Source organism: Parasphingopyxis algicola, assembly GCF_013378075.1.
Classification (GTDB): domain Bacteria; phylum Pseudomonadota; class Alphaproteobacteria; order Sphingomonadales; family Sphingomonadaceae; genus Parasphingopyxis; species Parasphingopyxis algicola.
Window position 1 is genome coordinate 1,125,470 of record NZ_CP051131.1, and the last position, 13,257, is coordinate 1,138,726.

10 protein-coding genes are annotated in these 13,257 nt (G+C 63.8%); 5 read left to right on the forward strand and 5 right to left on the reverse strand.

Features of this window, described 5'->3' with window-relative positions; translation table 11 throughout:
- Window positions 1–124: 124 nt before the first annotated feature.
- Window positions 125–649: a peroxiredoxin-like family protein gene (locus tag HFP57_RS05625; RefSeq protein ID WP_176868868.1), complete on the reverse strand. Its 525-nt coding sequence runs from the start codon at window positions 647–649 to the stop codon at window positions 125–127.
- Window positions 650–785: 136 nt separating this feature from the next.
- Here HFP57_RS05625 and HFP57_RS05630 point away from each other — a divergent pair, with 136 nt between their 5' ends.
- Window positions 786–1,772 (forward strand): MBL fold metallo-hydrolase, encoded by a 987-nt coding sequence (locus HFP57_RS05630; protein WP_176868869.1) that lies wholly within the window; start codon window positions 786–788, stop codon window positions 1,770–1,772.
- Here the strand turns inward: HFP57_RS05630 and rnr are convergent.
- Entirely contained in the window at window positions 1,769–4,027 is a 2,259-nt protein-coding gene (gene rnr / locus HFP57_RS05635) for a ribonuclease R (RefSeq protein ID WP_425500729.1), read from the reverse strand. The two genes, HFP57_RS05630 and rnr, sit on opposite strands and share 4 nt — an antisense overlap.
- A 135-nt stretch (window positions 4,028–4,162) precedes the next feature.
- On the opposite strand from rnr, the gene glpD reads away from it, so the two are divergent.
- The 3 genes from glpD to HFP57_RS05650 all read left to right on the forward strand — a co-directional run bounded on the left by glpD (window position 4,163) and on the right by HFP57_RS05650 (window position 7,739).
- Entirely contained in the window at window positions 4,163–5,653 is a 1,491-nt protein-coding gene (glpD, locus tag HFP57_RS05640) for a glycerol-3-phosphate dehydrogenase (RefSeq protein WP_176868870.1), read from the forward strand.
- Window positions 5,650–7,113 (forward strand): glycerol kinase GlpK, encoded by a 1,464-nt coding sequence (glpK, locus tag HFP57_RS05645; protein WP_176868871.1) that lies wholly within the window; start codon window positions 5,650–5,652, stop codon window positions 7,111–7,113. Before glpD ends, glpK begins: the two co-directional genes overlap by 4 nt.
- 98 nt (window positions 7,114–7,211) lie before the next feature.
- Window positions 7,212–7,739: a cytochrome b gene (locus tag HFP57_RS05650; protein WP_176868872.1), complete on the forward strand. Its 528-nt coding sequence runs from the start codon at window positions 7,212–7,214 to the stop codon at window positions 7,737–7,739.
- Here the strand turns inward: HFP57_RS05650 and HFP57_RS05655 are convergent, their stop codons facing one another.
- On the reverse strand, window positions 7,740–8,789 hold the full coding sequence (locus tag HFP57_RS05655) for an enoyl-CoA hydratase/isomerase family protein (RefSeq protein ID WP_176868873.1): 1,050 nt from the start codon (window positions 8,787–8,789) through the stop codon (window positions 7,740–7,742).
- Between the two features lie 58 nt (window positions 8,790–8,847).
- Window positions 8,848–9,267, reverse strand: a complete 420-nt coding sequence (locus tag HFP57_RS05660) for a VOC family protein (RefSeq protein WP_176868874.1) — start codon at window positions 9,265–9,267, stop codon at window positions 8,848–8,850.
- A gap of 136 nt (window positions 9,268–9,403) precedes the next feature.
- Here HFP57_RS05660 and HFP57_RS05665 point away from each other — a divergent pair, with 136 nt between their 5' ends.
- Window positions 9,404–10,852, forward strand: coding sequence for a coniferyl aldehyde dehydrogenase (locus HFP57_RS05665; RefSeq protein WP_176868875.1), 1,449 nt, complete (start codon window positions 9,404–9,406; stop codon window positions 10,850–10,852).
- 169 nt (window positions 10,853–11,021) lie between these two features.
- Here the strand turns inward: HFP57_RS05665 and HFP57_RS05670 are convergent, their stop codons facing one another.
- Window positions 11,022–13,127: an acetyl-CoA carboxylase biotin carboxylase subunit gene (locus HFP57_RS05670; RefSeq protein ID WP_176868876.1), complete on the reverse strand. Its 2,106-nt coding sequence runs from the start codon at window positions 13,125–13,127 to the stop codon at window positions 11,022–11,024.
- Window positions 13,128–13,257: the final 130 nt, after the last annotated feature.

Below are 13,257 nucleotides of genomic sequence, written 5' to 3' on the forward strand. Positions count from 1 at the left end.
GAATGACATAAATATTACACTTATATGACGGTTATGTAAATCCTCGGTGACAGTGACATGCGAAAAGGCCGGCGATCGGCCATTCATCGGGCGTCGTCAGCTGCCGTCGATCACTATCACAGGCTCAGGTCAACGCGCCGCGCGCCGGGTAACCCTTGTCCTTCACGAAATCCAAGGCGCCGAGCAGTTCGCCGAAATCGGGCCGCGTGAATGGCATCGACTGCACCGCCGCGGCGTAGAGCATTCCGTCGGCGCGCACGAGAAACAGTCCGGGTTCCGAAAAACGATCGGGCTCCTCGCTGCCCTCCCGCTTGCTGGAGATATACAGGCCGAAGCTGCGGGCCTGATCCTCGCTCATGTCATAGCCGAGCCGGATATCCGCGATCCCCCATTCCGCATGCGTCTTCTCCGCCCGCTCGACATGATCCATGCTGGCCGCAAGGACGCCGATCCCGCGCTCGGCAAAGTCGGGCAGCTTCGCCTCGAGCGATTGCAGCCAGCCCTTGCAGATCGGGCAATGGAGCCCGCGATAGAAAACCAGCATCGTCATCCAGTCCGGCTTTTCGGCCGACAGCGAGAAAGGGTCTGCGCCGATCTGCGGCATGGTGAGGTCGGGCGCGGGCTGGGTGGGAATGAGGGTGGGCATCATCTGGTCTCCTGTTGATCTCTGGTTGTTGAACCCGGCTACATATCCCCAACCAACTTCCGGCGAAGCGAGTTCCAAATTGCGCTTTCCGCAAGACTGCATATAGTCCGCCACGGAAATTGCCGGAGGCCCCAAGAAGATGCGCGCCGCGCCGTTCACGATCGGATTACTCGCCATGACGCTGGCCATCGCCGGTTGTTCGGGCCGCGAGACCGAAACGGCCGAGGGTCCGGAGGCGGAGGCGACTGCCGAGCTGGAGATTCATCGTCCCTTCCGCCGCGGCCCTGGCTCGGTCAACAGCTACTGGATCGAAGGGCCGGACGAAATCCTCGTCTTCGATACGCAGCGCAGCATCGCGCTGGCCGAGCGCGTCGTCGCCGCGATCGAGGCAACCGGCAAGCCGGTCACGGCGATCGTCATCAGCCATTACGATCCGGACCATTTCGGCGGGCTGCAGGCCTTTACGGACGCCTTTCCCGATGCCGAACTGCTCATGGCCGAGAATGTCGCCGAGCAGATCGGGCGGGATCTGTCCGGCTATGTCGAACGGCTGCGCGAGACCCAGGGTGACGAGTATCGGGCGCCGCCCGAACCAACCCGCTTCATCGAGCATCGCGAGGAACTGACGGTGTCAAACGTGCCGATCGTCGTGCATGTGCTCACCGATACCGAGGCGGAGACGATGGCGATGCTCGCGATACCGAGCGAACGGGCCGTGCTCGCTTCCGATCTCGTCGCCAATCGCATGCATCCCGATGTCGTCGACGCCGACATCGATAGCTGGCCGCGCGCACTCAATCGCCTGACCCGCGATTTCAGTGGTTTCACGCTTTATCCCGGGCATGGCGAGCCGGGTCCGGTCAACCTGCTCGCCGCGAACCAGATCGCCTATCTCTCCTTCGTCCGAGGCCGGGTCGAGCGCGAAATCCTGGCAGACGATGTCGCGACGGAGGAGGAAATCAACGCGGCGATCTCCGCGATACGCGCCAATTATCCGGACTGGGAAAACGTGACGGGCCGCCCCGCCCAACTGCGCCGCAACCTCGAAGCAATCGTCGCACAGCTCGGGGGCGAGCTGGAATCCGAGCAGGAAGAGGACGGCGAAGCGGAAGTGGTCGAGGGCTAGCGCCCGCGCTTCTGGCGCGGTTTCTGGCGACCGCGATCCGGCCGGTCTCCCTTTCCGCGACGGCCCTGGCGGGCTCCCGATGTGCCGCCGCCCTTCCCCTCCGGCAGTTCGAACCGCAATCCGCCGCTGACCGGATTGGCCTCGACCAACCGCAGGTCGAGCCGGTCGCCCAAGGCGAAGCGTGTTCCGGTGTCTTCGCCGATCAGCGCATGGATGCGTTCTTCATAGCGATAATATTCGCGGCCCAGATCGCGCGCCGGAACCAGCCCGTCGCCGCCCAGCCCTTCGACCGTCGCGAAAAAACCGAAATTCTGCACGCCGGTGATCCGCGCCGGCATGATCTCGCCCACCCGCTCGGCGAGATAGGCGGCGACATAGCGGTCCACCGTATCGCGTTCGGCTTCCATCGCGCGCCGTTCGAGCTTGCTGATCGCCTCGCCCGTCGCCTCCATCCGCTCGATCTCGGTCCCGGTCAGCCGCGTTTCCGCGACGTCGGGGCCCAGCCCATAGCCGCCGACGAGCGAGCGATGGACGAGCAGGTCGGAATAACGGCGGATCGGCGAGGTGAAATGCGCGTAGCTGCCGAGCGCCAGCCCGAAATGACCCGCGTTGCGCGGCGTGTAATAGGCTTGGGTCTGGGTTCGCAGGATCTGCTCCATGACCTGCGGGCGGAAATCGCTATCGCCGATCCGTTCGAGGATCCGGTTGAACGTGTTCGGCGTGATGACCTGGCCGAGTGCGAGCGGCACGTCGAGGCTTTCCAGATATTCCTTGAGCGCGACGAGCTTTTCGCGGCTCGGCGGTTCATGGACGCGGTACATCACCGATGCGGCCTTTGCTTCGAGCGCCTTGGCCGCGGCGACATTGGCGGCAATCATATATTCCTCGACCAGCCGGTGCGCGTCGAGCCGGTCGCGCGGCGCGACGGAGAGGATGCGGCCCGTTTCGTCGAGTTCGATCCGGCGCTCGGGCAGATCGAGATCGAGCGGGGCGCGCTTGTCACGGGCCCCGGCAAGCGCCTCCCAGCAATCCCAGAGCGGCCGGAGCACGGCATCGACGAGCGCCGGTTCGACGCCGTCCCGCCCCTCGATCGCGGCTTGCGCGTTTTCATAGGCGATGTTGGCGGCGATCCGCAGCTTGACGCGGGCGAAACGCCAGCTCTTCACCTGCCCCTTCTTGTCGATCGTCATGTGACAGGCGAGCGCTGCGCGATCCTCGCCGGCCTTGAGCGAACAGATATCGGCGGACAGTTGCTCGGGCAGCATCGGGACGACGCGATCGGGGAAATAGACGCTGTTGCCGCGCCGGCGCGCCTCCTTGTCGAGCGCCGAACCGGGGCGGACATAATAGCTGACATCGGCGATCGCGACGATGACGCGCCAGCCACCGTCCCCGTCAGGCTCGGCCCAGAAGGCGTCGTCATGATCGCGGGCGTCGGCGGGGTCGATCGCGACGATCGGCAGATGCGTCAGATCCTCGCGCTCTCCGAGGCCGAATTCGGCCATCCGTCCGGCCTCCGCCAGCGCCTCGTCCGAAAACTCGACCGGGATTTCATGCTTGTGGATCGCGATCAGCGAGAAGCTGCGCGGTTCGAACGGATCGCCGAGAATGTCGGTAACGCGCACCGAGACGCGCGGCGGACGGCCCGATTTTTCCGCCATGACGAGATCGCCGGGCCGGGCGCGATTGGCGTCCGAGACAAAAAAGTCGCGCCGGTTGCTCTTCTCCAGACCCTTGAGCCAGAGCTTGCCGCCCTCTTCATGGATCACGCCCATCAGCTGATCCTGCGCCGGCGCGATCTTCTTCATGGGATGCGCGATCCAGCCCCGCCCCGCCTCTTCGGTCCGCGCCAGCACCCGGTCGCCCACGCCGAGCGGATGCCGCCGGCCCCGCTCCTTCACGCGCAGCTTCGGCGCTGGCGCGTCACTGTCCCAGCGCTCGGGTTCGGCCCAGACATCGCCGTCATCGTCGACGCGCACGATCCTCAGCAGGGTTACGCGCGGCAGCCCGTCGGCCTTGTGGATGGCCTGCCCCGCGCTTTTGTCGATCATTCCCTTGTCCGCCATGCGCTTGAGCATCGCCTTGAGCTGGATCTTCTCCTGCCCTTTGAGGCCGAAGGCGCGCGCGATTTCGCGCTTCCCGGCCGGCTTGTCCGAGCTCTGGACGAAATCGATGATCTGCTGTTCGGTCGGGAAACCCGGAGGCGGTTTGCGCGGCATGGGGCCGCCATAGCCGCAATCGTCCCCGCGCGTCATGCGGAACTTGCGGCCTCGACAATGGCCCGGGATTGGCGATATCCGTGATATTTCCCGCTCGCGATCCGCACAAAAGGGCATTACTGACTATATGTATAACAGTGACGTGTCCGAAATTTCCGCTAAGCAGCCGTCATGACCTATGACCTTCTGATTATCGGCGGCGGGATTAACGGCGCGGCGATTGCCCGGGATGCCGCGGGACGCGGCTGGAAGACCCTGCTCGTCGAGCGCGACGATCTCGCCAGCCATACGAGTTCCGCCTCGTCCAAGCTCATCCATGGCGGCGTCCGCTATCTCGAATTTTACGAGTTCGGCCTCGTCCGCAAGGCGCTCAAGGAGCGGGAGGTCATGCTGCGCTCGGCACCGCACATCATCTGGCCGATGCGCTTCGTCTTCCCGCACAACCATCAGGTCCGTCCCTTCTGGATGATCCGCGCCGGGCTGTTTCTCTACGACCTGATCGGCGGCCGCCGGACGCTCAAGGGCACGCGGCGGCTCGCCAAGGCCAATCCGCAATACAAAACGCCCTTCGCCGATCCGACGATCAGGGGCCTCGTCTATTCGGACTGCTGGGTCGACGATGCGCGGCTGGTCGTGCTCAACGCGATGGACGCGGCGGCGAAGGGCGCCGAGATCGAAACGCGCACGGCGATCGTGTCCGCCGAGCGGGCCGGTCCGGTCTGGACGGCGCAACTCAGCGACGGATGCGAAGTCGAGGCGCGGGCGATCGTCAATGCAGCGGGGCCCTGGGTGTCGGAGGTGCTCGGCGACACGCTCGGCGTCCAGGGCAAGGCCGGCGTCCGGCTCGTGCGGGGGAGCCATATCGTCGTGCGCCGCCTCTATGCCGGCGACCATGCCTATATCCTGCAGCTGCCCGACAAGCGGGTGGTTTTCACCCTCCCCTATCTCGACAAGTTCACCCTGATCGGGACGACCGATATCGCGGTCGAGAATCCCGAGGACGCGGTGATGGACACCAACGAGGTCGATTATCTGTGCCGCTCCGTGAACATGTATTTCGCGATCCAGATTTCGTCCGACGATGTCGTCTCCCTCTATTCGGGCGTGCGGTCGCTCTATGACGACGGGGCGGAGGATTCGATGGAGGTCACGCGCGATTATGTGCTCGAAATCGATGGCGGCGGCGAGAGCAGCGATCCGCCGCTGCTCTCCGTGTTCGGCGGCAAGATCACGACGGCGCGCGCGCTCGCCGAGGATGCCGCCGACCGGCTGGCCGAATTGACGCCGTTCAGCGGCACGGCCTGGACGCGCACGGCCAAGCTCCCCGGCGGCGAACTCGGCATCGGGTTCGACGATTTTCTCGAACGGATCGAAGCCCGCTATCGCTTCCTCGACTGGGAGCATGCGAAACGGATGGCGCGGGCCTATGGCGCGCTGCTGCCCGAAATCCTGGGCGATGCAGAGAATATGTCAGATCTCGGCGAGCATTTCGGCGCCGGATTGACCGAACGCGAAGTCCGCTATCTGATCGACCGGGAATGGGCCAGGACGCCCGAAGACATCCTCTGGCGACGGAGCAAACTAGGGTTGCTGATGAGCGAAGACGAACAGGCGCGCCTCGCGGAATTCATGACCGAGTTCTCCGAAGGAGTTGAAGCATGACGCGCCATATCCTCGCGATCGACCAGGGAACGACGTCCAGCCGGGCGATCCTGTTCGGCGAAAAGGGCCGACCGCTCACAAGTTCCGCACAGGAATTTCCGCAGCATTATCCCCAGGACGGCTGGGTCGAGCATGATCCGGAGGATATCTGGCGCGACACTGTAGCCGCGGTGAAAGCCGTATTGTCCGAGGAAACCGCTGCCATCGGCATCACCAACCAGCGCGAAACGATCGTGCTGTGGGAGCGCGCGACCGGCAAGCCGCTCCACAATGCAATCGTCTGGCAGGACCGGCGCACCGCCGAAACCTGCCGCCGGTTGAAGGCCGACGGCCATGAGCCGATGATCCGCGAGAAAACCGGCCTGCTGCTCGACCCCTATTTCAGCGCGACCAAGCTCGCCTGGCTGCTCGATCATGTCGACGGGGCGCGCGCGGCCGCGGCGCGCGGCGAACTGGCGGCGGGAACGATCGACTCCTTCCTCCTCTGGCGGCTGACCGGCGGCGCGGTCCACGCCACCGACATTACCAACGCCGGGCGGACGATGCTCTGCGATATCCATCGCGGCGAATGGGACGACGAACTGCTCGCACTGTTCGGGATCGATCGCAGCCTTTTGCCCGAAATCGTTGGAAACGCGGAAATTTACGGCGAAACGGATCCGGCGCTGTTCGGCCATGGCATTCCGATCACGGGCATGGCGGGCGACCAGCAGGCGGCGCTGATCGGCCAGGCCTGTTTCAAGCCCGGCATGGTCAAATCCACCTATGGGACCGGCTGCTTCCTGCTGCTCAACACCGGGACGGAAGCGGTGCAATCGAGCAATCGCCTGCTGACCACGCCGGCCTACCGGATCGGCGCGGATATCACCTATGCGCTCGAGGGATCGATCTTCGTCGCGGGCGCGGCGATCAAATGGCTGCGCGACAAGCTCGGCGTGATCCACGAGGCGGGAGAGACGGCGGCGATCGCGCAGGCCGCGCCGGACAATCACGGCGTATATCTGGTGCCGGCCTTTGTCGGCCTCGGCGCGCCACACTGGGAGCCCGATGCGCGCGGCCTGATCACGGGCATGACGCTCGACACCACCGCCGATCACATCGTCCGCGCGACGCTCGAATCGATCGCCTATCAGACCCGCGACCTCGTCGATGCGATGCGCGCCGACGGCGCCGACGATCCGCAGACGCTGCGCATCGACGGCGGCATGGCGCAGAATGACTGGTTCGCGCAATTTCTGAGCGACATCGTCGAAGCGCCCGTCGAACGACCCGAAAGCCACGAGACGACCGCGCTCGGCGCGGCCTATCTGGCCGGCCTCTCGATCGACATCTGGGACGGGCTCGACGATTTGTCAGCGCAATGGGAAGCGGCCGGGCGGTTCGCGCCGACGATGGACGGCGATCAGCGCGACGGCCTGCTGGACGGCTGGCGGCGCGCGCTCAGAAAGACGTTGCCTTAATCTGAAATATCAGTCCGTTATACGTAGCCAACCGTATTCAACCGGTCGGCACGCGCGATAACAGCATCCAGGGAAGGATCGCCCAAGAAAGGACCGCCATGACCCGATACACCAAAGTCGCCATGACGCTGCACTGGATCATCGCGATCCTCGTCATCTCCAATATCGGCCTCGCCGAACTGACCGAGGATCTCTCCCGCGAAGCGCGCGGCCCCTATATGGACGTCCACAAGGCATTCGGCATAACCGTACTGGTCCTGACTCTGTCGCGGATCGCGTGGCGGCTCGGGCACAAGCCGCCGCCGCTTCCCGCCTCGATGCCCGCCTGGCAGACCGCGACGGCGCGGATCAGCCATTTCACCTTCTATCTGCTGCTGCTCGCCCTGCCGTTTTCGGGCTGGTTGTGGATGTCGACCTATCCGGCGCCGATTTCCTGGTTCGGTTTCTTCAACGTTCCCCTCTGGCCGGTGGCCGGACAGGAAGCACTGGGCGAGACGCTGCACGAAGGCCATGAGATCATGGGCAAGGCGATGCTCGCGCTCGTCGTCCTGCACATCCTCGGCGCGTTCAAGCATCTGCTTGTCGACAAGGACGGCGTGTTCGGGCGGATGCTGCCCGGCAGCTAGCTAGAGATTGAGCGGCGTCCACTCCTCGTCCGCATTCAACGGCGCGAAAATCTGGTCGATCAGGTGATCGCTGACGTCTTCCGGCGTCGCCGGATTCCATTGCGGGTCATTGTCCTTGTCGACGATGACGGCGCGCACGCCTTCGAGGAAATCGTGCCGCTGCACGACATGCGCGCCGACCCGGTATTCGACCCGCATCTCGTCGGCGAATTCGGTTTGCTGTGCGCCCTGCCACAGCAAATAGAGCGAAACCTTGCAGGTCTGCGGCGATTTGGTGCGCAGGGTCGCCAATTCCTTCTGCGCCCAGTCCGACCCGTCTTCCTCGAGCGCGGCGAGGATATCCTCATAGCGGTCCGAGGCAAACAGCCGGTCGATCTTTTCCAGATTGCCGGTGATTCGTGCCTCGGGCGGTTCGACCGAGGCGTCTTCGAGAATGGCTTCAATCGATTGCGGGTCTTCGGCCATCTTTACCTTGACCTCTTCCAGCGCTTCAGACGGCAGATAATGCGTCGCCAGGCCCAGCGTCACACACTCCGCCCCGTCGATCCGCGCGCCGGTCAGCGCGAGGAACTGCCCGGCCCGCCCCGGCAGCCGCGACAGATACCAGCCGCCGCCCACATCCGGGAAAAGCCCGATACCGGTTTCGGGCATGGCGAAGCGCGTATGCTCGGTCGCGACGCGATATCTGCACGGCAGCGACAACCCGACCCCGCCGCCCATCGTGATCCCGTCCATGAACGCGACGGTCGGCTTGGCATAGGTGAAGAGCAGATGGTTGAGCCGGTACTCGGTATGGAAGAATTCGCGCGCTTTCACACCGTCCGTCGCCCCGCTCTCTGCCAACATCCGGATATCCCCGCCTGCGCAGAAACCGCGCCCCTCGGCATGATCGATCAGTACCGCTTCGACGGCGAGATCCTCGCGCCAGTCCATCAGCGCGTCAATCGCCGCTCCGCACATGGTAGTGGTCAGCGCGTGAAGCGCTTTGGGGCGATTGAGGCGCAGCCGCGCGGCCTTGCCGTCGATTTGGGTCATCAGTTCTTCGGTCATGCCGAATGCTGGTAACGGTTCGGCGCGTGCCCGTCATCCCATCAATAGGACGAAACGATCAGGAGCCCTCGCCCGGCTGCGGCGTCCACACATATTCAAGCTTCAGCCCGTCCGGATCGGCGAAGAACACCGCGTAATAGTTGTCGCCATAATAGTGATCCGGCGGATCGAGAATCGTGACGCCTGCTTCGACCAGCTTGGCATGCAGCGCATCGATATCGGCCCGGTCCTCCGCCCGCCAGGCGGCATGGTGCAACCCCGGCGCATAGCGGTTATGCGGGACCGATCTGTTGTCCTCAGTCGCCGGGCGGATCCCGACGGACGGGAAAAGCCCCTCGCCCAGGCTCCACTCGGTCGGGCCGTTTTCGGTCCGGCGCGTTTCGCGATAACCCATATGCGTCAGGAACAGCTCATAGACCGGACGGGCCGCTTCGACATCGCTGACCGTGAAATCGATATGATGCCAATCGCCGCGCATATCGCCCTCCTGTTCTGTATATGTTCTTCTCTGCTTCCCCGCCCCGGTTGTCAATGATGCGGCGAGCTGCGTCCCCCTACCCAATCCCCGCAATCTCCCCTAAACTCGGTTTCAAAATGCAACAGAGGATGACGACATGGCCGATGCAGACCCGCAAATCGTGAACAAGGATGCGATGCTCGCCGCGCTCGAAAAGCAGCGCGCGGCCTTTACCGCCGAGCTGCCGGTCAGCGCGGAAACGCGCAAGGACCGGCTGACCCGGGTCGGCGAGCTGCTCGTCGACAATGCCGATGCGCTGTGCGACGCGATGAGCGAGGATTTCGGCCATCGCTCGAAGGACCAGTCGATGATGACCGATGTCGTTTCGGCGCTCGGCGAGGTCAAATATGCGCGCAAGCATGTCGAAAAATGGATGCGGCCCGAAAAGCGCAGCGCGCGCTTCCCGCTCGGCCTGTTCGGCGCGCGCGCGCGGATCGAATATCAGCCGATGGGCGTGATCGGAATCATCGCACCATGGAATTTCCCTGTCCAGCTGACTTTCAGCCCGCTCGCCGATGCCCTGGCCGCCGGCAACCGCGTGATGATCAAGATGAGCGAATTCACGCCGGTCACCAGCGAGCTGGTCGAGAAGCTGATCGGCGACGCCTTCTCGCCCGAAGAGATCGCCGTGTTCAACGGCGGGCCCGAAGTCGGCCAGGCCTTCTCGTCCCTGCCCTTCGATCACCTGCTCTTCACCGGCGCGACGAGCATCGGCAAGCATATCCTGCACGCTGCGGCCGACAGCCTCACGCCGGTCACGCTCGAACTCGGCGGCAAGTCGCCGACCATTTTCGGCGAGAGCGCGGATATCGGGCGCGGGACCAGCCGCGTGGCGATGGGCAAGATGATGAACGCCGGGCAGATCTGCCTTGCGCCCGATTACATGATGGTGCCCGAGGCGAAGGAAGGCGATGTCATCCAGGGTCTGAGCGCCGCTGTGACCGAACAATATCCGACGCTCGACGCCAATGACGACTACACCTCGATCGTCAACGACCGCCATTATGAGCGGCTACAGGGCTATCTGAAGGATGCCGAGGAAAAGGGCGCAGAGTTGGTCGAGGTCAATCCCGGCAACGAGGATTTCAGTGCGTCGAACAAGCGCAAGATGCCGCTCACCATCGTCCGCAACCCGACCGAGGACATGCAGGTGATGCAGGAAGAGATTTTCGGCCCCGTCCTCCCGATCAAGACGTATAAGTCCGTCGATGAAGCGATCGACTATGTGAACGCGCATGATCGCCCGCTCGGGCTTTACTATTTCGGCAGCGACAAGGCCGAGGAGCAGAAGGTCCTGTCGAAAACGATCTCCGGCGGCGCGACGGTCAACGACGTGATCTTCCATGTCGCGATGGAGGAGCTGCCGTTCGGCGGCGTCGGGCCTTCGGGCATGGGCGCCTATACCGGCCATGAAGGCTTCAAGACGTTCAGCCATGCCAAGAGCGTCTACAGCCAGCCCAAGATGGACGTGGCGAAGCTCGGCGGGTTCAAGCCGCCTTACGGCAAGGCGACCAAGGGCACGATCAAGCGCGAGTTGAAGCTTTAACCCCTTCTCCCAAAGGGAGAAGGATACGGAGCCTTATGAGCAGAGCGAATCAGGCCGAGTTGGATGAGGGGCTGTGCGCCACCAGTAAGGCGGAACCCCTCACCCAGCTACGACTAGGCAACAGGTTGCCAAGTCTGCGCAACCCTCTCCCCATGGGAGAGGGATAAAACTACTCGAACTCCAGAATAACGTCGTCGGCCTGGAGGCTGTCGCCCTCGGCCGCCGCGACCGTGCTCACCACACCCGCCTTCTCGGCGCGCAGGATATTTTCCATCTTCATCGCTTCGACGACCGCGAGCGGCTGGCCGGCCTCGACCTTGTCGCCCTCGCCGACATGCAGCGCGGTGATGAGACCCGGCATCGGGCAGAGTAGGAACTTCGAAAGATCGGGCGGTTCCTTCTCGATCATGTGCCGGACGAGATGCGCGAAATGCTTGGGCAACGTGCGCACCTCGTGGCTCGCGCCGCGGGTCGTCACCGTGAAACCGTAGCGGCCCGGCCTGATCTTCACGGTCAGCGCCTCGCCGCCGAACTCCGCCGCGATCATCCGGTCGCCCGGCGCATAGGCCATCGCGAGCTCCATCGCCTCGCCATCGACCGAAACATCGTCGAGATCGACATGGACGTCATGCGCACTGCCGTCGATCTCCACGACCCAGTCGGCCGGCGGCTGCAGCGGACCGTCGAGCTGGCCGGACACCCTTCGCGCCCGGTCGGAATGGGCCACCGCGGCGAAACCGGCGATCGCTGAGAGCCGTTTGAGCAGCGTTTCGTCCGCCGGCGCGCCTTCGAACCCGTCCGGATATTCCTCGGCAATGAAATTGGTCGTGATCTCGCCCGAGCGGAAACGCGGATGCTGCATCAGCGCCGAGAGGAAATCGAGATTGTGGCCGAGACCTTCCAGCTCGAACCTGTCGAGCGCGTCGATCTGCAGGTCGATCGCCGCCTCGCGCGTTTCGGCATAGGTGATGAGCTTGGCGATCATCGGATCGTAGAACATCGAGACCTCGCCGCCCTCGGCGACGCCGTCATCGACCCGGAGGGACGTGGGGATGGATACCGTATCCGTTCGTGTGGAGCGAAGTCGAGACACCGTGTCGAGCTCAGCCGAGACAATTTCGCCATCATGGTCCTCGGCTTCGCTCGGACCAGCCCCTCGACTACGCTCGGGGTAGGCGGAGTTGGCAGCTACCGGCGGATTGTAGCGCACGAGCCGGCCGATCGACGGCAGGAACCCGCGATACGGGTCTTCGGCATAAACGCGGTTCTCGACCGACCAGCCGTTGAGCGTGATATCGCCCTGTTTGAACGGCAGCTTCTCGCCCGCTGCGACGCGGATCATCTGTTCGACCAGATCGACGCCGGTCACATTTTCCGTCACCGGATGCTCGACCTGGAGCCGGGTGTTCATTTCGAGGAAATAGAAGCTCTTGTCCGCGCCCACGATCAGTTCGACCGTCCCGGCGCTGTGATAGTCGACCGCCGCAGCCAGCGCGACAGCCTGTTCGCCCATCGCCTTGCGCATTTCTTCGTCGACGAACGGCGACGGCGCTTCCTCGACGACCTTCTGGTGGCGGCGCTGGATCGAGCATTCGCGCTCACCCAGATAGACGATATTGCCATGCTTGTCGCCGAGCACCTGAATCTCGATATGACGCGGCTGCTCGATGAATTTCTCGATGAAGACGCGATCGTCGCCAAAGCTTGCAAGCCCCTCGCGCTTGGTCGCCTCGAAGCCTTCGCGGACGTCCTGCTCGTTCCAGGCGAGCCGCATCCCCTTGCCGCCGCCGCCGGCGGACGCCTTCATCATCACCGGATAGCCGATCTCGGATGAGATTTTCACCGCATGCTCGGTATCGTCGATCTCGCCGACATGGCCGGGAACGACGCTGACGCCGGCCTTCTTGGCAAGCTTCTTGGATTCGATCTTGTCGCCCATCGCGGCGATCGCGGCGGGCGGCGGGCCGATAAAGGTGATCCCCGCCTCGTCGAGCGCCTTGGCGAAGCTCTCGCGCTCGGAGAGAAATCCATAGCCCGGATGCACGGCCTCGGCGCCGGTTTCCTTGCACGCCGCGATGATCTTGTCGGCCAGCAGATAGCTTTCGGCGGCGGGCGGCGGGCCGATATGCACGGCCTCGTCCGCCATCTCGACATGCGGGCTGCGCGCATCGGCATCCGAATACACCGCGACCGTAGCGATCCCCATCTTCTGGGCGCTGCGGATCACCCGGCACGCAATTTCACCGCGATTGGCGATCAGGATTTTCTTGAACATTATCTCGCTTTCAATCTGTTGTCCTTCTTAATGGACCAGCGAGTCCAGACCGTCCAAGGCACTAGCAGGATCAAGAACAAAAAAGCCATCGTGGATGTGATTACGACGAGTATCATGAGAAACTGATCGT

Coding starts and splice junctions, on each gene's coding strand:
- HFP57_RS05625 (WP_176868868.1), bottom strand. CDS start 649: ATGATGCCCACCCTCATTCCCACCCAGCCCGCGCCCGACCTCACCATG.
- HFP57_RS05630 (WP_176868869.1), top strand. CDS start 786: ATGCGCGCCGCGCCGTTCACGATCGGATTACTCGCCATGACGCTGGCC.
- rnr (WP_425500729.1), bottom strand. CDS start 4,027: ATGACGCGCGGGGACGATTGCGGCTATGGCGGCCCCATGCCGCGCAAA.
- glpD (WP_176868870.1), top strand. CDS start 4,163: ATGACCTATGACCTTCTGATTATCGGCGGCGGGATTAACGGCGCGGCG.
- glpK (WP_176868871.1), top strand. CDS start 5,650: ATGACGCGCCATATCCTCGCGATCGACCAGGGAACGACGTCCAGCCGG.
- HFP57_RS05650 (WP_176868872.1), top strand. CDS start 7,212: ATGACCCGATACACCAAAGTCGCCATGACGCTGCACTGGATCATCGCG.
- HFP57_RS05655 (WP_176868873.1), bottom strand. CDS start 8,789: ATGACCGAAGAACTGATGACCCAAATCGACGGCAAGGCCGCGCGGCTG.
- HFP57_RS05660 (WP_176868874.1), bottom strand. CDS start 9,267: ATGCGCGGCGATTGGCATCATATCGATTTCACGGTCAGCGATGTCGAA.
- HFP57_RS05665 (WP_176868875.1), top strand. CDS start 9,404: ATGGCCGATGCAGACCCGCAAATCGTGAACAAGGATGCGATGCTCGCC.
- HFP57_RS05670 (WP_176868876.1), bottom strand. CDS start 13,127: ATGTTCAAGAAAATCCTGATCGCCAATCGCGGTGAAATTGCGTGCCGG.